General features: G+C 43.2%; 18 protein-coding genes and 1 tRNA gene. 10 read left to right on the top strand and 9 right to left on the bottom strand.

The window, feature by feature from the left end; translation table 11 throughout:
* Positions 1-215: 215 nt before the first annotated feature.
* Entirely contained in the window at positions 216-575 is a 360-nt protein-coding gene (locus tag ABIE26_RS07280; RefSeq protein WP_310138440.1) for a hypothetical protein, read from the bottom strand.
* 192 nt (positions 576-767) lie between these two features.
* Positions 768-1,811: a hypothetical protein gene (locus tag ABIE26_RS07275; RefSeq protein WP_310138441.1), complete on the bottom strand. Its 1,044-nt coding sequence runs from the start codon at positions 1,809-1,811 to the stop codon at positions 768-770.
* Positions 1,812-1,958: 147 nt separating this feature from the next.
* Between ABIE26_RS07275 and ABIE26_RS07270 the strand changes: the two genes are divergently transcribed.
* From ABIE26_RS07270 to ABIE26_RS07225, 10 genes are all read left to right on the top strand, one after another.
* The gene (locus ABIE26_RS07270; RefSeq protein ID WP_310138444.1) at positions 1,959-2,969 is read left to right on the top strand and encodes an LLM class flavin-dependent oxidoreductase; all 1,011 of its coding nucleotides are present in this window, start codon (positions 1,959-1,961) and stop codon (positions 2,967-2,969) included.
* Positions 2,970-3,052: 83 nt separating this feature from the next.
* Positions 3,053-3,655 (top strand): phosphatase PAP2 family protein, encoded by a 603-nt coding sequence (locus ABIE26_RS07265; RefSeq protein WP_310138446.1) that lies wholly within the window; start codon positions 3,053-3,055, stop codon positions 3,653-3,655.
* 258 nt (positions 3,656-3,913) lie between these two features.
* On the top strand, positions 3,914-5,257 hold the full coding sequence (locus tag ABIE26_RS07260) for a deoxyguanosinetriphosphate triphosphohydrolase (protein ID WP_310138448.1): 1,344 nt from the start codon (positions 3,914-3,916) through the stop codon (positions 5,255-5,257).
* Between the two features lie 93 nt (positions 5,258-5,350).
* Positions 5,351-6,805 carry an aminoacyl-histidine dipeptidase gene (locus tag ABIE26_RS07255; RefSeq protein ID WP_310138449.1) on the top strand — a complete coding sequence of 485 codons (1,455 nt, stop codon included), beginning with the start codon at positions 5,351-5,353 and terminating at the stop codon, positions 6,803-6,805.
* Between the two features lie 55 nt (positions 6,806-6,860).
* Positions 6,861-7,673, top strand: coding sequence for a serine O-acetyltransferase EpsC (gene epsC / locus ABIE26_RS07250; protein WP_310138451.1), 813 nt, complete (start codon positions 6,861-6,863; stop codon positions 7,671-7,673).
* Between the two features lie 2 nt (positions 7,674-7,675).
* Entirely contained in the window at positions 7,676-8,548 is an 873-nt protein-coding gene (gene cysM / locus ABIE26_RS07245) for a cysteine synthase CysM (RefSeq protein WP_310138452.1), read from the top strand.
* A gap of 27 nt (positions 8,549-8,575) precedes the next feature.
* Positions 8,576-9,829: a murein hydrolase activator EnvC family protein gene (locus tag ABIE26_RS07240; RefSeq protein ID WP_310138453.1), complete on the top strand. Its 1,254-nt coding sequence runs from the start codon at positions 8,576-8,578 to the stop codon at positions 9,827-9,829.
* The gene (locus ABIE26_RS07235) at positions 9,829-10,506 is read left to right on the top strand and encodes a pseudouridine synthase (protein WP_310138454.1); all 678 of its coding nucleotides are present in this window, start codon (positions 9,829-9,831) and stop codon (positions 10,504-10,506) included. The genes ABIE26_RS07240 and ABIE26_RS07235 overlap by 1 nt, the downstream gene beginning before the upstream one ends.
* Positions 10,507-10,702: 196 nt before the next feature.
* On the top strand, positions 10,703-12,133 hold the full coding sequence (dnaA, locus tag ABIE26_RS07230) for a chromosomal replication initiator protein DnaA (protein ID WP_310138456.1): 1,431 nt from the start codon (positions 10,703-10,705) through the stop codon (positions 12,131-12,133).
* Positions 12,134-12,267: 134 nt separating this feature from the next.
* A tRNA-Glu gene (locus tag ABIE26_RS07225) sits at positions 12,268-12,339 on the top strand.
* A 71-nt stretch (positions 12,340-12,410) separates the two neighbouring features.
* Here ABIE26_RS07225 and ABIE26_RS07220 read toward each other — a convergent pair.
* The 7 genes from ABIE26_RS07220 to ABIE26_RS07190 form a co-directional block, all read right to left on the bottom strand.
* The gene (locus ABIE26_RS07220; RefSeq protein ID WP_310138458.1) at positions 12,411-14,906 is read right to left on the bottom strand and encodes an outer membrane beta-barrel protein; all 2,496 of its coding nucleotides are present in this window, start codon (positions 14,904-14,906) and stop codon (positions 12,411-12,413) included.
* An 11-nt stretch (positions 14,907-14,917) separates the two neighbouring features.
* Complete coding sequence (locus ABIE26_RS07215) at positions 14,918-16,054, bottom strand: PepSY-associated TM helix domain-containing protein (RefSeq protein ID WP_310138460.1); 1,137 nt, start codon at positions 16,052-16,054, stop codon at positions 14,918-14,920.
* A gap of 18 nt (positions 16,055-16,072) precedes the next feature.
* The gene (locus ABIE26_RS07210) at positions 16,073-17,275 is read right to left on the bottom strand and encodes a DUF4374 domain-containing protein (protein WP_310138462.1); all 1,203 of its coding nucleotides are present in this window, start codon (positions 17,273-17,275) and stop codon (positions 16,073-16,075) included.
* A 31-nt stretch (positions 17,276-17,306) separates the two neighbouring features.
* Positions 17,307-19,700, bottom strand: coding sequence for a TonB-dependent receptor (locus tag ABIE26_RS07205; RefSeq protein WP_310138464.1), 2,394 nt, complete (start codon positions 19,698-19,700; stop codon positions 17,307-17,309).
* Positions 19,701-19,788: 88 nt separating this feature from the next.
* Entirely contained in the window at positions 19,789-21,000 is a 1,212-nt protein-coding gene (locus ABIE26_RS07200; protein WP_310138465.1) for a DUF4374 domain-containing protein, read from the bottom strand.
* A complete protein-coding gene (locus ABIE26_RS07195) occupies positions 20,984-21,637 on the bottom strand; it encodes a hypothetical protein (protein WP_310138466.1) in 654 nt (217 codons plus the stop codon). The genes ABIE26_RS07200 and ABIE26_RS07195 overlap by 17 nt, the downstream gene beginning before the upstream one ends.
* Before the next feature lie 93 nt (positions 21,638-21,730).
* Positions 21,731-22,270: a sigma-70 family RNA polymerase sigma factor gene (locus ABIE26_RS07190; protein WP_310138469.1), complete on the bottom strand. Its 540-nt coding sequence runs from the start codon at positions 22,268-22,270 to the stop codon at positions 21,731-21,733.
* Between the last annotated feature and the right edge of the window lie 69 nt (positions 22,271-22,339).

The raw sequence follows: 22,339 nt of genomic DNA, 5'->3' as shown, positions 1-22,339 counted from the left end.
GGATAACTGATCCCGCCCCTCCAAAAAAACTTCCCCTCATAGTTGTTGTCCTGTTCTCTTTTCTGTTTTGTTTATGTTTATTTGTTTAAACTTTTACAAATATAGAGATATATTCTGTAATAATACTCATTTTTAAGCTGTTACACTAATGTGACTTAACGCGGTTACAACGGTAATATTGTGCCAGGTTGTGCGGGATATCTAAAAACCGGCAATTAACGCTTCTCATCCTGCATCAGGTTGATGATGCGTTCTTTGTCTTTCACCTGGTCTTTTAAAGTACTGATCAGTTCCTTGCAGGTCCTCAGGTTGGCCTTCAGATCGCCATACTCTGACACAGGTTCTGCAAGCATATTGTCCTTGTGATTTTGCTGGTAACCTTTGCCTTCATTAAAAAGTACACAGGGCGATATTTCAAGCTTTTCAGCGATCAGAAGGATGTCCTTGTATTTAACAGATTCATTGAGCAGGCCCAATCGCAGTCCGTCAAATGTCTTCCCAATACCGTGTGCAAGCCAGCTTAACGATCTGTTTTTATCTTTCAGGATTTTATCTATTGTTGCTTTTAAGGCCATATCTTTCTTTTTATTGCAAAGTAATAATTTGTCGTAAAATTTTTCACAAACTTCATCTTTTTTTGATTTTTGCTCAAAAAATTTATGAGAAAAAAATGCAGGATATTTATAATATTTTTTTAATTTTACCCCCGAGAGCGTTAATTTGCGGGGGCAAAGTCTATTCAGACCTGTCTCCGCTTTTTTTTGCCCTTAAAGTTTTACCTGCCGGATGATGTTTTTGATGTTCAGCTCAATGATATCTGTCATGTTACGGCAATCCAGATACTGGCGGTCAGAGAAATATCCGGCCATTCCTGTCTTCAGTTGCTCAATGTTTTCATTTGTGGTAAGTCTCTCTGAATTAGATACATCACGCAAATCAGTTAACCTATGTCTTTCACTTCTGACCCGGTGTAATATGGCCGACTTTTCTTCCTGCTGATACTGCAGATAGGTTTTATCAGTCAGCTGTTCCATACCCAGCTTCACGTAAGGAAAATTTTCTTTAAAGAACTGTGGAAGGTACACCTTGATATTTCCTTCATAAAACTGCTGATCAAAATCTATGGCCCTTATCCTGAACTGGATATCATCAAAATCCGGGGTAATCTGCATCACAAAATTATAGGCCCTCATGTCGCCAAGCAACATGATCAGACAGCGCTCATTAAACTTCACAAATTCCTTGGCTATCCGGGTCGGATTATACTCGGGGTTATGCAGGTAGGTTTTTGCAAATACATCGCCCGGAATCCCTGCAATGTGCTCTTCAACCAGCGTTTCCCGGTCAACCAGGTAATTGACCTGGTTAGGGGACAGGATCTCCTCCAGTTCCAGGCCATAAATTCGCGACGCATCAGCTCTTTTGATATAGAAATAATCATAAACATCATTCAGACGGTTTACAATTCTGATCCTGAATGGGTGGGTGTTGCCAAATGTGCAGTACTCTATTTTGTCGATGTATTTATGCTGTACAATACGCAGGTTACCCGATGCTTTCAGGTTGGCATAAATAATTTTTAATCCGTTCTGCAGTTCCTCCAGCCGGTCTGCCGCGTAAATCGGTCCCTCCCAAAGCGAATCTTTGCCGTATTTATCCATAATCGGATAGGCCTCGGTAAACATCAGCAAATCGTTATAACTGATGGGCAACCTCGATTCACGCTGATAGCTTTTAAGGTATTTTTGTAAGGCCGGCGATACGGGAAAAATAGGTTTCTTTTTAGATATCCTTACATCACTCTGTTCCATTGTTGCTTATTTCAGTTCAATTTACCATATAAAATGATAAATGCCTAGTTTCATTTGAATTTCATAAGGGTGTAGATTTAAAGTCATATCGCATTCCGGTTACAAGAATTCATCGGCGCATCCCGTAGTTTTGCGTCTTTGTTAGATATGATGAAGAAACTACTCCATAACACGCCCTTTTCAGTACTTGATCTTGCAACCGTTATAGAAGGCAAGACCCCTGCAGATACTTTTAAAAACAGTGCTGATCTTGCTCAGCATGTCGAAAAATGGGGATATAACCGCTATTGGCTTGCCGAACACCATAATATGATCAGTGTGGCGAGTTCGGCAACCGCTGTTGTGATCGGGCATATTGCAGCTGCTACAAAAACCATAAGGGTAGGCTCTGGCGGGATCATGCTGCCTAACCATTCCCCACTCATTATTGCAGAACAATTCGGAACCCTTGAATCCTTATTTCCCGGCCGCATAGATTTGGGTTTAGGCAGGGCGCCTGGCACAGACCAGGTTACTGCAATGGCCATCAGGGGCGAAAGGTTTAGTGCTGCAAATAACTTTCCGCAGGATGTGCTGAAGCTGCAGGCCTATTTTTCTGCAGAGAACAACAAAAGCAGCGTTAGGGCTATACCTGGTGAAGGATTGGATATCCCCATCTGGATATTGGGTTCCAGCACCGATAGTGCACACCTGGCTGCCGCCTTAGGTTTACCGTATGCCTTTGCAAGTCATTTCGCACCTGCACAATTCATGACCGCCATTCATATTTACAGACAGAACTTTAAGCCCTCTGACTACCTGAAGGAACCATATGTGCTGGCCTGTGTAAATGTTGTGGCGGCCGATACTGATGCCGAAGCGAACAGACTTGTAACTTCCCTTTACCAGTTGTTTATGGGGATAGTAACCGGAAAACGCCGTTTGCTGCAACCTCCGGTAGACAATATGAACAACATATGGGATGTATATGAAGAGGAGCAGGCAAGCCAGATGCTGGCTTGTACCTTTGTGGGGAGTAAAGCCACCATTAAACAGGAACTGCAGCAATTTCTGGATAAGACCGGAGTAGATGAACTCATGGCAACAGCGCACATTTTTGAGCATAGTGCCCGTCTGCGTTCTTACGAGATACTGGCAGAAGTTTTTAAAGCAGATTAAACTGCAGGTTTTTATTTTTGTTCAGTTTCTGTATATAATTTGCTTATCTTAAGCAGCGGAAGAGGCTCAGCCAATTAAAACTCATGATGCGCATTTACTATAAATATTTTTTTGCCCTGCAATTTTCTTTGGTGTTCCTGTTCGGACAAGTATCGGCGCAATCGGGTCTGCAACGGCTGGACGATCAGGTGCTGATTGATCTTGCTGAAAGCCGGACACCGGCAAAAACCGGTTTCTTCATGTTCTTGTCAAAGCACAATGATGTGGTGAATGTAGGAGTTCCGCTTGGTCTCCTTGCCGGCGGTATAATTGCGGACGACAAAAAGATGCGCCAGAATGCTTTATATGTAGCCAGCAGTTCGGCAGTGAATGCCCTGGTTACCATGCTGATCAAAAAAGTGGTAAAAAGGCCAAGGCCTTTTCTGGCCAATGTTAAAATTCAGGCAGTCTATCAGCCAACTCACTACTCATTTCCTTCTGGACATACGTCTACCTCCTTTACCACGGCTACAGCACTTTCACAGGCCTATCCAAAGTGGTATGTTGTTGTCCCTTCCTATTTGTGGGCAGGCTCGGTTAGTTTTTCCCGGTTGTACCTAGGCGTGCATTATCCAACAGATGTTGCAGCGGGTGCCTTGCTGGGAACCGGAACAGCTTTTTCTCTGCGCTCCATGCGACCGGATTGAGCGCTATGGCAGCCATTTATATATAGTTGAATCAGTATTCAGCCTGTGCTTTACCTGAGTTGCTGTTTTATAGAACTTTTTTAGGTCTTTTCTAGGTCGTTCCTAGGTCCTTTCTAGGTCGAATGACCTAAAAAAGATTCAGGAAGGATTAAGCAAAGATTTAATACTGTATTTTCTACCGGCAACTCTGCCAGAAGGCAGGGGAAACTCTGGTAGAAATACTTACATTCGCGTTTATTTTATAAGACGAATTTATATATGATCTGGGAAAAGCTATTATCATCCAAACGTTGGGGAAATGAAGACAGGTTTATGGGCAACCAAAAAGAATCAAGGTCTGAATTTCAGCGGGACTACGACAGGATCATTTTTTCTTCACCATTCAGGAGACTGCAGAACAAAACACAGGTTTTTCCTTTACCGGGCAGCGTATTTGTCCACAACAGGTTAACGCATAGCCTGGAAGTGGCCAGTGTAGGCCGTTCATTGGGTACCATATTTTACAATAAGGTAAAGGACAAAGATCCCGGAATAGACGATTCCTGTCCGCTGTTGTGTGAAATAGGAAATATCATTGCTTCGGCATGCCTGGCACATGATCTTGGCAACCCGGCTTTCGGGCATTCCGGGGAATCCGCGATTTCACACTATTTTACCACCGGAGAGGGTAAAATTTACCAATCACTGGTAACTGAAGCCCAGTGGGAAGACCTGATCCATTTTGAAGGAAATGCAAATGCACTCCGGATCCTTACCCATCCCTTTGCAGGTAAGGGAACAGGCGGCTTCGCATTAACCTATGCTACCCTGGCTGCAATTGCAAAATATCCATGTTCATCGGTAGCAGGGCATAACAAACAGCATATCTATACCAAAAAATATGGATTCTTCCAGTCGGAACAACAGGGCTTTAAAAAGATTGCTGCCGAAATGGGTTTGTACAAAGTACAGGAATCACCACTGATCTATAAGCGGCATCCATTGGTTTATCTGGTTGAGGCAGCAGATGACATCTGCTACAACATTATTGATCTGGAAGATGCACACCGCTTAAAAATACTGAGCTATAACGAGGTAGAATCCTTGTTGCTGCCTTTATGCAGGGATGAAAGAATGCCTGCACGTTTGGCTGGGATAGAAGATGACGATGCCAAAATCACCTTAATGCGGGCAAAGTTCATCAGTACACTGATCGGTTTATGTTCCGACCTGTTTTACAGTGAACAGGAAACGATATTGAACGGCGATTTTAATAAAAGCCTGATGGATGCCATAGCTGAACCTTTTTTATCGGTAATGAAAGAAATTGAACGCGTTTCAATAGAAAAAATCTACAATTACAATTCTGTTGTGCAGATTGAAGTGGCGGGCTATAAAGTAATGGGCGGTTTGCTGGAGGAATTTATTCCGGCCTATTTGCAGAACAGTTCGAAATACCACAAAAAACTGATAGAACTGATACCTAAACAATTTTTAACGCAAGGAACGGATACCTACAGTAAAATCCAGACCATCCTCGATTTTGTATCGGGTATGACAGACATCTACGCCGTTGAGTTGTTCAGAAAGATCAAGGGAATCTCATTCCCTTCCATAAGCTAGGGACAGATTTTGCCATATGAATAACATGTTTAGGAAAGATTAATTCTTAAACTCATATAAATTTTAGCTTTGCTTTAAATTGAATATATACTGATGAATGTAGAAAACTTAGAGCCTGCTGCATTATGGAGTAATTTTGCAGCGCTCAACGCTATACCCCGCGCTTCAAAAAAAGAAGAACGCGTAATTGAATTCGTTATAGCCTATGGCAGGCAGCTGGGCCTGGAAACCATTAAAGACCATATTGGGAATGTGGTGATCAAAAAACCGGCTACCAATGGCATGGAAAAAAGGCAGACTGTGATTTTACAATCCCATCTGGATATGGTACACCAGAAAAATGGCGATAGCAACTTTGATTTTGATACACAAGGCATCAGCATGTATGTTGATGGCGATTGGGTAAAAGCTGATGGCACTACATTGGGGGCAGACAACGGAATTGGTGTTGCTGCAATTATGGCTATACTTGCAGCAACAGACATTGCCCATCCGGCATTGGAGGCGCTGTTTACGATAGACGAGGAAACCGGTATGACAGGAGCCAAGGAACTTGATCCTTCTAATTTGTCGGGTACAATTTTACTGAACCTGGATACGGAAGAAGACGATGAACTGACCATTGGCTGCGCAGGCGGTATTGATACCACAACGCAGTACAATTACAGAGAGCAGCCAGCAGGCAAAGACAGCATTGCATTCCGCATTGCTGTAAAAGGGTTACTTGGCGGCCATTCGGGAATGGATATCCATAAAGGGCGTGCCAATGCAAATAAGCTGATGAACCGTTTTTTGTATAACGGAAACAAGGTATTGGAATTGCAGCTCAGTAGCTTAGAGGGTGGTAGTTTAAGGAATGCTATACCCAGAGAGTCCACGGCTGTCGTTACCGTATCGACGGGGCAAAAAGAAGCCTTTCTTTCTTTTGCAGCAGATTTTTCTGAGGTCATCAAAGCTGAATATCAGGCTATGGAACCGGGAATAAGCATTAGCGTAGCAGAGACTGAATTGCCTGATAGGGTTCTGGAAAAATCGGAATACCATAAAATCATCAATGCTTTATACGCAGTTCCGAACGGGGTATTCAGAATGAGTCCGGACATTGCCGACCTGGTAGAAGCATCGTCTAACCTGGCAAGGGTAAGCATTAAAGGTGGCGAGTTCATTACAAAATCTTTGCAGCGCAGTAGTGTGGAAAGTACAAAAGAAGATGTGGCGATTGCTGTTGGTGCAGGTTTTGAAAATATGGGTTGCAATGTAAGCACCAGTGGCGATTATCCGGGATGGAAACCCAATGCGGATTCCAAAATACTGGCCCTGATGCGGAGCCTGTACAAACTGAGTTTTAATGCAGAACCGAATGTGAATGCCTGTCATGCAGGTTTGGAATGTGGTATTTTAGGCGCGCATTTACCTGGTATGGATATGATTTCATTTGGGCCGACCATTCATGGTGCCCACTCTCCGGATGAACGTGTACAGATCTCATCTGTAAATAAGTTCTGGAATTATCTTTTAAAGGTACTTGAAGAAATCTCTGCTCGTTAATTAATTATTAATTTCATTTCTTTGTATTATCTGGTAACGCTTAAATCATGATGCAATGAACGAGGAACTTTATCTTCATATTTTTAACAAGCAGAACAGCATTGAGCCCGTTCCCTCTAATCAGGAAATAGCCGAGTGGGTGATCAGTCTGATGAACCTGCTGTACCCCGAACGGTTAACCACCCCCGATTACTCTGTAAATGAGATTAAACGCAGGTTTGCGCGGCAGGAAAAGGAGCTCATTAAAATACTGAATGCAACCAAGGCTTGTGAAAATTTTGACAATGAGGCCATCGTTGCTGAGTTTTTTGCCGGACTTCCGGAGCTTTACAGGAAGATGAATACGGATATTACCGCGATTTTGAATGGAGATCCGGCAGCAAAAAGCGAGTTTGAAGTGATCAGGTGTTATCCCGGCTTTCTGGCGATTGCCATATACCGGATTGCACATGTGTTGTTAAAGGCCCATGTACCGCTCATTCCAAGGATAATTACCGAGTATGCACATTCGATTACCGGTATTGACATTCATCCTGGCGCATTGGTTGGCGAGTATTTTTATATAGACCATGGTACCGGTGTTGTTATCGGAGAAACAACTGTTATAGGCAATCATGTAAAACTTTACCAGGGGGTAACCCTGGGCGCTTTAAGTGTAGAGAAATATATGGCAGACATTAAGCGTCACCCAACGATTGAAGATCATGTGATCATTTATTCGGGGGCCACCATACTTGGTGGCGAAACGCATATTGGTGCAGGTTCGGTGATCGGAGGAAATGTATGGCTTACTAAAAGTGTTCCTGCCGGGTCGACGGTATACCACCAGTCGTCCATAAAAGTTATAGAAACAAAAGATCCTAAATAAAAATGGCAGGCATAGTAGAATTTGTAGGAAATACCCCGCTGGCAGAGATCAGGAAATTAAACCCGAATCCTGAGGTCAGGATTTTTGCAAAACTGGAAGGGAACAACCCGGGTGGGAGCGTAAAGGACCGGGCTGCCTTAAATATGATCCGCAGTGCCATGGAGCGTGGGGAAATCAAAAAGGGTACCCGTTTAATTGAGGCCACAAGTGGAAATACGGGAATAGCCCTGGCCATGATTGCCAGTATTTACGATCTGGAGATAGAATTGGTGATGCCGGCAAGCTCTACAAGAGAGCGAACGCTTACCATGGAAGCATACGGGGCTAAAGTAACCCTGTTGGAATCAATAGAGGTTTGCCGCGATTATGCGGAGGAGCAGCGCGATAAACACGGATATTTTTTATTGGACCAGTTTGCCAATCCAGACAATTACCTTGCTCATTATAAAACCACAGGACCAGAAATATGGCGGGATACAGCGCATAAAATTACTCATTTTGTGAGTTCTATGGGCACCACCGGAAGTATTATGGGCAATTCCATGTTTTTGAAGGAGCAAAATCCGGAGATACAGATCATTGGGTGCCAGCCTACGGAGGAATCCTCTATTCCCGGCATCCGCCGCTGGCCTGCTGCTTACCTGCCTAAAATATTTGATGCCAGCAGGGTAGACCGGGTAATGGATGTTTCGCAGCAGGAAGCTACAGAGAAAGCGAGGGCGATGGCTAAAGCAGAAGGGATCTTTGCAGGGATGAGCAGCGGCGGTGCATTGGCTTGCGCTTTAAGGCTGGCTACGGAACTGGAATCGGGCTTAATTGTATTTATTGCGTGCGACCGTGGCGACCGGTATTTGAGCAGCGATTTGTTTGGATAGGGGTAATCTGTTATTTTTGGTTATATAATGAAACTACAGGGATTACTTTTACTATGTCTTTTGGTTTCTGCGAGCAGTGTGGCTTTTGCCCAGACCAGTGCAGAACTGAAAAGAAACAAAGAGGCCATACAGCGGGAGATTGATTTACTTCAGCGAAACCTTAACGAAACTTCGAGCAGCAAAAAACTGACCTTGGGTCAGATCAGGGCTATCAACAGCAAGATCAGGTTGATGCAGAACAAAATCTCGGTCATCAACTCTGAAGTGAAGAACCTGGATAACCAGATCCATGAGAATACCAATGAGGTACATTCCCTGAAAAGCCAGCTTGGCCAGTTAAAGAACGAATACGCCGGAATGGTAAGGTTTGCACAGCGCAATAAGAATGCCTATGATAAAATGATGTTCATTTTTGCATCTGAGAACTTTAACCAGGCCTATAAACGCATCAAATACTTTCAGCAGTTTGGACAGTACCGTAAAAAACAGGCTGATTACATACAGGGAACGCAAAAGAAGATAGAGTACAAAATTGTAGTGCTGGATAAAAATCTGAAGGAAAAGAACAATTTGCTGACCGAGCAGCAACAGGAAAAGGTTAAGCTGGGCAAAAATAAAGTGGAGCAGGCCCAGATGCTGAACCAGATCAGCAGACAGGAGAAACAATTCAGGCAGGACATTGCAGCGCGTAAGCGTAAGCAGGCTGAGATAGACCGGGCCATCAGAAACGCGATACAACGTGAAATTGAACTTGCCCGCAAAAAGGCAGAGGAGGAAGAGCGCCTGGCCGCACAGAAAGCAATAGCAGAGGGACGTCCGGTACCGGTAGCCAAAGAGAAAACCACCAGCAATTATTTAACAGCTTCACCGGAGTCAGCAAAGCTATCGGCCGGATTTGAGAATAACCGGGGGCGTTTGCCTTGGCCCGTAGGCCGTTATTCTATCGTAGAGCGTTTTGGTAACCATACCGAAGGTCAGGCAAACTATACCAATGACGGTATTAATATTTTAACGGAACAGGGGGCAGCTGTTAAGGCTGTATTTGAAGGGGAGGTCTTGTTTGTAAGAGAACTTTATGGTACTTATATCGTGGCCTTACGTCATGGCGAGTACTTTACCATTTATCAAAACCTGAAAACTGTAAACGTAGCTAAAGGCAATAAAGTAGAAACCAAACAAACCCTGGGTGTAGTAGCCTCTAAAGAAGATGGACCAATACTGCATTTTGAAATTATGAGGGGGCAGACCAAACTGAACCCTGAAGCCTGGATCGCCAAATAATGCTGGAAATTGTATATCAGGATGATCATCTCATAGCAATCAATAAACCGCATGGACTGCTGGTCCATCGTTCATCCATAGCCAACGATGCAAAGGAGTTTGCATTACAAATGCTGAGGGACCAGGTTGGCCGTCATGTTAGTCCGGTGCACCGTTTAGACAGGAAGACAGGAGGGCTGTTGTTGTTTGCTTTTGAGAAAGAGGTGGAGGTTGCCATGCAGCAGCAGTTTATGAATGGAGAAGTCGAAAAAAAGTACCTTGCTGTATTGCGCGGCTATGCCCCCGATGAGATGGATATTGATTACCCGCTGGCCAAAGAGAATGGCACCATACAGGAAGCCTTTACTTCGTTTGTAACCCTGAAAAGGGCAGAACTGGATGTAGCCTTTGGAAAGCACCCAACTTCCAGATACTCACTGGTTGAAGCCAGGCCGACCACAGGCAGGATGCACCAGCTGCGCAAGCACTTTGCGCATATATTTTACCCGATAATAGGCGACCGGAAACATGGCTGTAATAAGCAGAACCGATTTTTTAAAGAGCAGTGGGAAATGACCACAATGTTGCTCCACGCATCAGAATTGAACTTTATTCATCCCGTTAACCAGCAGCAGGTACGCCTGAAGGCAAATGTGCAAAGTGAATTTTTGCGGGTGATGCAACTGATGCATTGGTAGAACTTTTACACCTTAAAAAGAGTTATCCACAGCAATCCGGACGAAGCATAATTTTATTCTTTTGCTAGTTAGGGAGTTACAAAAAAGCTCAGATTTTCCATCTTAATGTTAGTAAATTTTATCATCTTCGCAACCCCAAACGACGGGTCAATCTGTTGTTTTAATTATTGTAAACCGTAAAACATTAAAGAGTAATATGCAAATCACTTGTACACAAGTATGGAATAACTGTCTCCAAATTATTAAGGATAATATCCCGGCCCAGAGCTTCAAAACCTGGTTCGAACCGATATCAGCCCTTAAACTGGAAGAAAGGGTTTTAACTGTGCAGGTGCCAAGTTTATTCTTTTATGAGTGGCTGGAAGAGCATTACGTAGGCCTGCTGCGTAAAACAGTAAAGCAACAGTTAGGCGATGAAGGCAGATTGGAATACAATATAGTGGTAGACAAGTCGACAAATGGTGCCTTGCCTTATACGACGAATATGCCATCTAACGGAAACGGGTCGACCGGCAAGAAACAATCCATGCCGGTCCCGGTAAACATCAACAGGGACATCAAAAACCCTTTTGTAATCCCTGGTTTAAAAAAGATGAATGTGGACCCCCAGCTGAATCCGAGCTATACGTTTGAGGCCTATGTTGAGGGCGACTGCAATCGTTTGGCACGATCGGCCGGACACGCTGTAGCGGCAAAGCCAGGCGCTACCTCTTTTAATCCTCTGATGATTTATGGCGCTTCGGGTTTAGGTAAGACACATCTTGCGCAGGCTATAGGCAACGAGATCAGAAGAAATTTACCGGATAAGCTGGTGATTTACGTATCCTGCGAGAAGTTTTGTCAGCAGTTTGTGGAGTCACTAAAGAACAATACCATTAACGATTTTGTGAACTTTTACCAGGCCATGGACGTGATCATTATGGACGATGTGCACAATTTTGCAGGTAAAGAGAAGACACAGGACATCTTCTTTCATATTTTTAATCACCTGCACCAGTCGGGCAAGCAGATCATCATTACTTCTGATAAGGCGCCGAAAGACCTTTCGGGCTTAGAGGAAAGGTTACTGAGCCGTTTTAAATGGGGCTTATCTGCAGACCTACAGGTGCCGGAACTGGAGACCCGGATTGCTATTCTGAGAAAGAAAATGTATGCCGATGGAATTGACCTGCCAGATGAGGTGGTAGAGTATGTGGCGCACAATATAGACAACAATGTAAGGGAGCTGGAAGGGGCAATGGTTTCTTTGCTGGCACAGAGCACCATGAACAGAAAGGAGATAGATTTACAACTGGCTAAGTCTATGCTGAAGAACTTCATTAAAAACACAACTAAGGAGGTTTCTATCGACTACATTCAGAAGCTGGTCTGCGATTATTTTGAAGTGCCGGTGCATTTATTGAAAGCGCCTACCCGCAAACGTGAAGTGGTACAGGCCCGCCAGATTTCTATGTACCTGGCCAAGGGGATGACCAAGAGCTCGCTTAAAACTATCGGGGCATTTTTTGGTGGGAGAGACCATTCCACTGTAATCTATGCTTGCCAGACCGTTGAGGATTTGATCCAGACGGACAAAAAGTTCAGGGCTTATGTGAACGATATTGAGAAAAAATTAAAAATGAGCTAACCGCCACTGTTGGCGTAAATGCAACAGGATCAGGGAGATTCAAATGGTGTCCGTTTTACTTGAAAAAATCTTTCAAAAAAAGTTTGGACGATTAAAAATGAATATTACCTTTGCAGCGCAAAAAAGCCAATAATGGCCCGTTCGTCTAGGGGTTAGGACGCCAGATTTTCATTCTGGAAACAGGGGTTCGATTCCCCTACGGGCTACTGAAAACCCCACTTTGGTTAAATACCAGAGTGGGGTTTGTTTTTTATAATGGAGTGGAATTTAAAAGGAATCAGCTTCCACCTTTAACCCGGTTCTGGATATCTTCACTACCGGTTTTGCGTTCTTTTTTATTGATGTTCTGATTGCCGAAGCGCCAGGTAAACGACAGCATAGCCCTGCGGCTGTCGGGCCTTTTATCGGTATCCATATCTATGTTCTGAAAAAAAGTATGCTCCCGGTATCGGTTACTTTGAAAAATATCGTTTACCATCAGTTTGATACTGGCCTTATCATTCCATATTGTTTTTTGGATTCCCGTCGAAACCGCCCAGTTGGCTTTATAGCTGGAAATGCCATAAACGGAACCTGAGTAATAATATCCGCTGAGCTCAATACTGTAAGCTTTACCAGCTTTAAATGAGTTTTGCGAGTTAAAGCTATAACTGGTAATATTGTTGTTAAAGTCGCCGTTCTGGGTATTCCCACTATATTCATTTCTGAATAAATTGGCAAAATGGGTTCCGGACCACCAGTCGAAAAATGCAGTCGAGGCAGTAAAACTGATGCCATAGTTGATCAGCCGGCTCAGGTTTTGCGGCATTTCATAGGTGGTATTTATGTCGTCTATTTGTCCGCTAATCCAGGTAATCACATCGGCAGTCTGGTTGTAGCTTAACGCTGTGGTGTATTTACTTTTAAAGGTATGGCTTAGCTGAAAGGCATTGATCAGTTCCGGTTTCAGGAATGGGTTTCCCTGGTAGTACAAGAGGGGATCCCTGAAAACCCTGAAGGGATTCAGGTCACCATAATCGGGCCTTTCAATCCGCCTGCTGTAAGCTGCCTGCAGCTGGTGGTTTTCGCCAAATGGCTTATTGATGAACATGCTTGGAAAGAGCTGAAAATAATTGCGTTTGAGGAGTGAATCTGTGGTGATCTGATGCCCTTCGGTACGTGTATATTCACCTCTTAGCCCTGCCTGAATGCTAAACCCCTTAAAGTTTTTATTGAAATTAAGATAACCGGCATGAATCTGCTCATTGTACTTGAAATGATTACTGCCGTTTACATCGTACTCCCAGGTATTGTTTTTCAGGATGTCGTACCTCAGATTGTTGTCAGAACGGATAAGACTGCTTTTCAACCCCGTTTCAAGCTTTAGACTCTCGCTGATCGGGTCTGTATAATCTACCTTGGCCAGGTAAATGTCGGTTACGGCAGGTACATAGCCTTTTCTGCTGGTGGTGGTACCGGATTGTGCAGCATCTGAGGCCAGGGAGGTGGTATTCAGGTTTAATTTTGAAGTGAAACTGTTGCTCGCGAAATCGGCATCTGCACTAAGTTCACGACCTTCTTTTTTAAATTTATGCAGGTAGTTGAGGTTGTAGGTTAAGTTTTTCCAGTTTTGAAGGTCATAGTTCGTGGTAGTCATGCGGCTAAGCAGGGCGCCCGACTGATCAATAAGCCTGTTGCTGGTTTTACTGTCGTGCGTATACTTGCCGATGTTGCCATTAACCAGAAGTCCTAAGCTGTTGTGGCTGTTCAGTTCATAATCAATACCCGCTCTGAAATTATTGGTGTACAGGGGCTCATCTGTTTCTGTATGCTGAAAGGAACTGCGGTTTGGCTTGCCGGTAGCCACGCCGCTATCGTAAAAGCGTCTTATGAAATCCAGGTATTCGGTTTCGCCCCTGTAAGCGTAGTCATAGCTGCCATATATGTTTAAATGTTCGGTACGGTAGTTTAAATTAATACCGCTGCCGTAACGGGCATTTCTGCTTGCCCCGCCGTTTAAGGAAACTGTTCCATTGAAACCGGTAGCCATATTCTTTTTCATTTGTATGTTGATGATGCCGCCGTTTCCTGCTGCATCGTATTTTGCAGATGGATTGCTCATGATCTCGATTTTTGAAACTGAAGCCGAGTTTGTTCCTTTCAGCAGGGTGCTCAGTTCTTTGGGCGAGAGGTAAGTTGATTTTCCGTTGATCATAACCAATACCCCGGGCCGTCCTTTTAAGGAGATCTGTCCATCTTCAGACACTTTAATACCCGGCGCCTTTTCAAGCAGCTCCAGAGCGGTATTGCCCTCAGCGAGGATACTGTTCTCTATATTTAATACGGTACGGTCTATGCCTTGCTCAATCAAACGTTTTTGCGCCTTAATGGTAACGGAGTTTAAGAGTTTTGCATCTTCATACAAGGTAAGGATACCCAACTGGATACCCTGGTTTTGTTCAGATAAGGTAAAGGTTTCAGACTGATGTGCATTAAAACCCATGGTAGTGATTTTTACCTGGTATTTACCCGTAGCAACTGCAGTGAACTGAAAAACGCCCATAGTGTCACTCAAGGTGCCTTTTAAGGTTCTACCCTCCTGATCAAGCAGGGCAATAGAAGCAAAAGGGAGCGGCTGACCATCGGCTGAACTTACTTTTCCGGAAACCTTGCCTTTAGTTTGCTGTGAGAACAGAGGGTTGGCATCAAAAACTGAAAAGAGAAATAAAATAATAAAGTGCAAAAAAGGACCGGCAACTGGCTGTTGAACCGTTGGTTTTGTTTGTGTTTCCATAAAGTAATTGGTTAAGAAATAATCAGTTGTTTTACTTTTGGTTTAGTTTTTTTAGCTGATTTTCTCTTTTTGCCCCACCAGATATAAAATCCGGTAATGGGCAGACTGGCACAGATGAGACTGACAATAAAATAAGGAATCTTGGTATACATTCCTGCAAAATCACCCACATGCAAACCATAGTTTGAACGGTTGATCCACTCTGCAAGCTGCTCATCGCGTAAGCGTTTATTAGAGCCCGGAAGCACTTCCATCGTATATTGATCAAGATAAACATCGCGCCAGGTTCCTTTGTACATGTCTGTGCAGACATAAATGGGGTCAGAAGGTTTTTCCGGGAAATGTAATATGATTTCCTGATGGTTGTGTTCTGCCAGTTCGTAGACACCCTTATGCCATGCTTTGTCGAGTGTGGTAAGCAGATTCATTTTAACCAGTTTGGTGGTATCTGATAACGCCTTTATCCGCGGCTTTTTGGTATCTGCGCCTGCAAGCCAGTTTACCCCATTGTTAAACCAAGCAAAACTCATCATCAAAGCAGTTGCAGCGATCAGCAAGGCAAGCAACAGGGAATAAAAGCCGAGTACATTGTGAAGATCGTAATTGATGCGTTTGAATTTTGCCTTCCATCTGACGGTAAAGCTTTGCGCTCTCGTTTTTTTAGTCCATTTCTTTGGCCACCATAAGATCAAACCGCTGATGGTAATGAGAAAGAAAACAAGCGTGGTCCATCCTGTTATTGCGTGTCCGATCTCGCGCGGAAACCAGAAATAATAATGGCCATCTTTAATGAACTGGAAGATATCACTTTGAGGTACCGCTGCTACTACCTGAGCAGTATAAGGATTTACATAAACTGTGGAATCCATTTCGTGAATACTGAAATGCGCCGTCCTGTTTTCCCCTTTGTACCATACCGATTCGATCTCTCTTCCGGGAAAGGCCTTTTCTACAGATCTATACAATACAGAAGGTGGAAGAATCCTGCTACTGGTGTTGTTTTCTGCATGAAGCCATGGTGAACTTAAACTATTGATTTCCTGCTCAAATACCAGGATACAGCCGGTAATACCCAGAATAACAACTCCTATTCCGGAAACAATTCCGAGCCATAAATGGAACCAGGCGTTTATCTTTTTGAAAGTCATCGGATCTCAGTATGCTGCTTACTTTAATTTTTCTATCCTAAGGATGTAATCGATACCACCTACAAATTCGACACCTTTAGTTAGTTTATCGGTTGCAGGATCATATTGCCAGATATAGTCGCGATCTGCTGCATTTACTGCTATAAATGCCTTTCCGTCCTCCACAATCACACCGTTTACCATTCTTTCACCTTTATCTACGGGGAGATCCAGTTTTTTGATAAATGATCCGTTTCTGGCATCTACCACACAGAAATAATGATCAGCATCGATCGACTGGCCGGTTATACGTGACCGTATAATGGCTTTTCCATTACCGATGTACCACATTGCCGGGGCCATCTCATTATGGCTTGCCGCGGAAAAATTGAAATAGTAGGTGGGATCAATTGCGGTAGATCCGTTCTTTATCCTGTACATAACCGCAGGCGATTTGTAATCATATATATTTACAGGGTCGCTGATGAAATACAAATCGTTATTTTCATCAACAAAAGATGAAGGTGCATATACATTCGGTCCACCAAGACCAGTTGAACGTGTCTCTTCCAAAGATTTCTCTACGCTCATGGTTGTATAGTCGATCACTGCTACAAAAGACTTTGGATAAACCGGCATATTCGGATATTGTGTCCAGTCGGTCGAAGTGAATGTGTATCCAAGGAATAATTTACTGGCCCTGTATTCAGCAAAGCCGATATTGTAGGAGTCAAAACCATTTGCTATACTATTCAGGTTTAATTTTCCGCCCCTGACGGTCATTTTATCTACTTTGATGATGGCATATCTTGCTTCACCTTTGCCGTCACCGAAAATGACCAGTGTGTTGTTGTCCACCCAGGCATAAGAACTCCAGTTCAGGTAGGAGAAAGGGATCTCTTTATCAATGAGCAGTACCCCATTTTCTACATGGTATTTTCCAAGCCTGCCACTTCCTGAGTTCAGGTGATAATAAAACCCATCTCTCTGGATTACATCCTGAGCATATACTTTTCCTGTCATTTCTGCACCATTACCTTTAAGGCTGATTGTGCCACTGGTAAGGGAGGGGATACTGGAAATATAGTACGCCGTGTTTGGCCAGCTGCCAACACATAATATAGCTGAATATCGAGTTCCTTCTTCGATATTGCCAACGTTTCTTTTTTCACATCCGCTAATGGAAAACAGCAGTATTGTAATTGTCAATATTCTGGCAGCTAAGTTATATGGTCGTTTCATTGGTATATTATTTTGCATGTAATCTTGTTAATTATTGGATGAAGTATCTGAATTTAATTGAAAAGGACCTTCCCGGTTTTTGCAGTTTAAAATTGTCGTAGGACATGCGGTCTGTAAGGTTCCTGCATTCTGCAGAAATATTGTATTTACCTTTATTAAGGGAATAGCTTAAAGCTGCGTTATGAATAAATTGAGTTGGGATGTCAGATTTTCCATTGGGATTTCCTTTGCTTTCCCAGGTAAGGTAAAACCAGTTGATATACTGGGTAAACCAGTTGAACTGCAAACGGGTATCCTTTCCGAGCAGGTTGTCTTTTCCAATGGTAAAGTCTGCATTTCCAAATAACCAGGGCTGGTTTGGTATTTTATTTTTATAGCTGCCTTCTACATAATAAGATTCAGTTTGTCCGGTCTTTGTTGTGTTAATGGCATTCTGATAGGTCAGGTTGAATGTCACTGAAAGCAGTTGATCATAATTGTACCTTAATTCAGATTCGAAACCTGTGATGCGCACGCTGGATTGATTCTCATTTTTCAGTAAATTAGAGCGTACATCCGGTACAGGAAAAATAAAGTCTTTTGCATTGCGGTAAAAACCAGAGGCTTCTATAAAGAACGAATTTTTACTGACCTGGAAGCTATAAAATGCACCAAGGTTGATATTGTCACTGCTTTCAGGTTTTAAATCCGGGTTTCCCTGTAGGTTTAATCCATCCCCAAATACTTCTTCAGCTTCCTGCAGGCGATAGGCATGCTCGTAGGAGGCTTTGATACCTAATCCATTACTTAGCTTATACCTGGATGCAATTCCATAACCCATGTTATTTGCTAGAGTATCCTGCGCGGTTAATATCCTATTAACGTACTTGGTACGATTTAATCCCAGATTATAGTATTTGGCAAAAAAAGTATTGACCAGTTTACCTCCCATTAAATCCTGTTGGTAGGCGAGGCCTACAATCTGCTTATTGATCTTTCCTGGTAAGCTGTCGCGCTGCTCAGAATAGGCGTTGTAGTTTTCATTTTTAAGATGATCCAGTGTATAGTTCAGGCTAATTGAATGCCGGGGATTAATTACATAACCCATATTGGCCATTGCATAGGTTCTTGGTCTCCTGATGACACCTACGGTTGCAATGCTCCTTCCCATTTCCGTGTATCCGCTATCGTACCAGCTGCCATCCCATATATATTTTGCGAAAACGGTATCGGTGGTTCGGTAAGTATCTGCAGACCGTGCCGCAAAGGCGCTGAGGCTAAGTCCTTCCGTAAAAAGATTGTCTTTTTTATATCGTATGGTCGCACTTTTTGCATAGCTTGTTCTTTTTACCTTACCGTAAACAGTTTTCTGATCGAAACCTGTTTGCAGGTCCTGGCGGGTCTCATTATAACCGCCCCCTATAAACAGGACGTCTGCCCATTTTTTATTAGTGATACCAGCTTCCGCCTGGCCAAGAACAGAGAAATAGTTGTCATGAAATCGCTTTACATCTCCTGATGCGTATTCTTTCCCGAACAATTCTTCTTCCGGAATATAATTGCCGGGTTGTGGGCCACTGGCAAGTACATCCACACCTTTCATTTTATAATTATTTTTGGAAGAATTACGAAAGCCGCTTGCTTTTACTATGATGCCTGTTTTTTGATCTGTATATTGACCGGTTAAGGCAGATCTGTTCGTGTTGAAAGAACCATAGCTATGGCTTACATCCAGGTAATTATTTACTTTCTGACTGGTAACAACGTTTACCGCACCACCCATTGCATCTGCACCAAGTGTTACCGGAACAACTCCTTTATACACCTCCAACCGATCAGCAAGATTTACCGGGATGTTGTTCAGCGACATGGCGCTACCCATAACCTCCATGGGGATGCCGTCAATAAAAAACTTGACCTGTTTTCCCGATAAACCATTGATGGAGAATTTAAAATCAGAGCCCAGTCCACCTTGCTCACGAATTCTGACACCCGTACTCCGGTTCAGGATCTGGTTCAGGTCGGCGGTGGTATTGGCAAACTTTTTAACATCTATGGCGTTTACGGCAAAGCCTGATTCCCTTACTTCCTGGGTTTTAGTTTTACCGCTGATATCGACATTTTTGAGTTGCTGAGGATCTCTTTTTAACAGGAAATCCAGATTAACATGTTGATCAGCTGCTAGAGTCAGGGATCTGGACTCCCTGACATAGCCCAGATAAGACACCATGATACTGTAACTACCCGGTTTTATATTCTTTAGTTCGAAATATCCCCTGGCATCTGATGTAGCACCAATTTTGCTCCCCTTTAACAATACTGAAGCTCCGGCGATAGGTTCGTTCCCATCCTTTATGTAGCCTGATATATCTGATGTGGTTTGAGCGGTTGCGACTGATGAAACTGCGCAGAAGAAAAGAATGAGTAGAATTTTTCCGTAGGACATTTGTTTAATATTGTGCATTTATACCAGAGGTAGCACAACTGCCTGTTTACCGAAGGTGGAAAACAAAAAATATTAAACTATTGCTGTTTTAAGCCTGAAGATGATCGATCCGCATAATGAAATCTGTATTTCCGGATAGCTTTAGGCCTTTTTTCAGGGTTCCGGTCTTGATGTTGTAAATCCAGATGAAATTTCCCTCTGCAGATGAATTGACTGCAATATAAGCGATATCATTGTTAACGATAACACATTCCCGCCTGGTACCTTTGTCGAGGGGCAGATCCAGTTTTTTAGCTGTGCCATTTGTCAGGTTAACCAGGTAAAATTCAAAGTGGGCAGTGCTATAGTGGTCGCCCAAACCTTTATAGAGATCCTTTCTTTCGGCCCGGACAATAACCTGATCGTTGCCCAGGTACCACATGCCATAGGCGTGGTTATGTATGGATTGGGAAAGGTTCAGAAAGTAAGCCGGATCGGGCTGATCATCACCGGCATTTATGCGCATAATACCCGTCGGTAGTTCCGGACGGTTGCCCAGGGCAATTCCCGGACAGGTCATGAAATAATAATTTCCCTGCTTATCATTAAAAGAATAGGACTGTACAGTATTTATGCCACCCGGATAGGTTGAACGTATATCCTTGTCTGTTTTTACCCCAGTCATTAAAGGGAAATTCAGTTCGGTGACATATGTGGTATCGCTTGTTGTATAGTTGGTTGCGCTAAGCTGCTGATGATAGGTGTATCCTACAAATAGTCTATTTCTGCGGAGTTCAACAAAACCAACGGAGGTGTTATTGAAACGTCCGGAGGGGCGGGCGATGTCCATGTCGCCAACAGCTGTCTGCTGCATCTTATCCGTATTCAGCAGGGCATACTTTATTTTTGAAAAGTCAGGCACACTTAAGCCTGTTAGCAATAAGGTATCCCTGGTTTTCCAATAAAAATTTTCAATGGAAAAATCCTTTAATGGCAAGCTGCCCGTTTCATGTAACTGCCTGTTTTGTATTTGATATTTAACCAAGCGGGCATTTTTTCTGTCGAGGTGATAATAACAGCCATCTTTAACGATTGCCTCGCGGCTCATGCTGGCTGAGCTGACGTCGGCGCCATTTGTTTCAGGTTGCAATTCACCTTTTTCCAGGGTATTGGTTTCCAGGATATATTCTTTACCGTCCTTTGCCAGGATGTAAATACTGAATTTGTTGGTATCTGGATTCTGGGTTTGGATCGGTCCCCTGGTACAGGCCGTTAAAAAAAGCAAGAAAAGATATGGAGTATACTTAAATTTTAAACTCATTGCTGATCTGCTTTTGAAGTAATGGAGGGAGATCCATAATGTTCTTTTCATTTACGATAATGACCTTGTCATTTCCATCGGCACCTTTCAATATGATGTAGGTCTGACCGGCTTTAAAGTGTATTTCCTCATGAGTACCTTCAAATTTGAGGGTTATGTCTTCTTTTGGTTGAATAAGCAGGCTGCCTGATAGTTCTATGATGCCACCTACATTATCGATTCTTGCAGAAGTTCTGGGACCAACCGAAATGTGGTAAGCCCTGGCCTCTACTTGTCGCAGCTGCATTGAAGCGCTGTTATTGATACTGAGCAAAGGCGTATCTTTTTGATTTCCTGAAAAATAATATCCGGTGATGCCCATTAATGCAAGCACGATGGAGGCTGCAATGGCTCCCCACCAGAACGCGCCTTTTGTTGAGCGTGGGCTGCTGATGGCAGGAGGCAATTTATCTTCAGGAAGTATGTTTTCTATGCCTTTCCAGATCTGAGCTTTATGTGCTGCCTTATCTTCATTTAAAGGCAGCTGCAGTGTATCTTCACTTTCGGCAGAGAACAGCCAGGCTTCTACAGCATCCCTTTCTTCCTGGCTGCATGCATTGAGGTGATATTTCTCTATGAGTTCCTTGCTGATTTTCATTTTAGCACTTTAGGCGCTGCGTTAATCTGAATACAAACTTAGCTAAAATATAAGTAGCATAACAGGGAATCTACCGTAAGTAAGCCTGAAAAATTAATCGGAATAATTGGAGAGCTTGAGGCGCAGTACACTTAATGCCCTGGTAATGTGGTATTCGACAGCTCTTTCTGTAATGAGCAGGGCTGAGGCGATCTCTTTATTGCTCAATCCTTGTTCCCGGCTCATTTTATAAACGCGCCTGCACTGACAGGGAAGGGTGTCTACCAGTATATTGACCTTTTCTTTCAGGTTATTGAAGAGTACCCGTTCTTCGGTGCAATTGGATGAATGGCTGCAATCCTGATATTTTATACAGATGTGTTTTTGCTGATTTGTTTTGTTACGGATGTATTCAAAAGTTTTGAACTTGGCAGAACGGATCAGGTAGTTGTTTACATTTTCCAGTTCAAGTTGAAGCCTGCGTTCCCAAAGGGACTTAAAAATATCCTGAACCATTTCCCGGGCGGGTTCTATCTCGCGGATATTGTTATAGCATACTGCATAAACTTTCTCCCAATACAAATTATATATCGTTTCGAAAGTCTTTCTATCGATCAGTGTAGATTTGTTGGTAGTGCTTTTTCCTTCAGCCAAGATTTTAACCCTTAGTTTCCGGCAAATATAGTTTATTTAAAATAATTCTAAATAAAATGACTGCTTTTT

It is taken from the genome of Pedobacter africanus (assembly GCF_040548825.1).
Classification (GTDB): Bacteria; Bacteroidota; Bacteroidia; order Sphingobacteriales; family Sphingobacteriaceae; genus Pedobacter; species Pedobacter africanus_A.
Note: the sequence above shows the minus strand (reverse complement) of the source record. Positions and strands in the feature narration are given on the sequence as shown.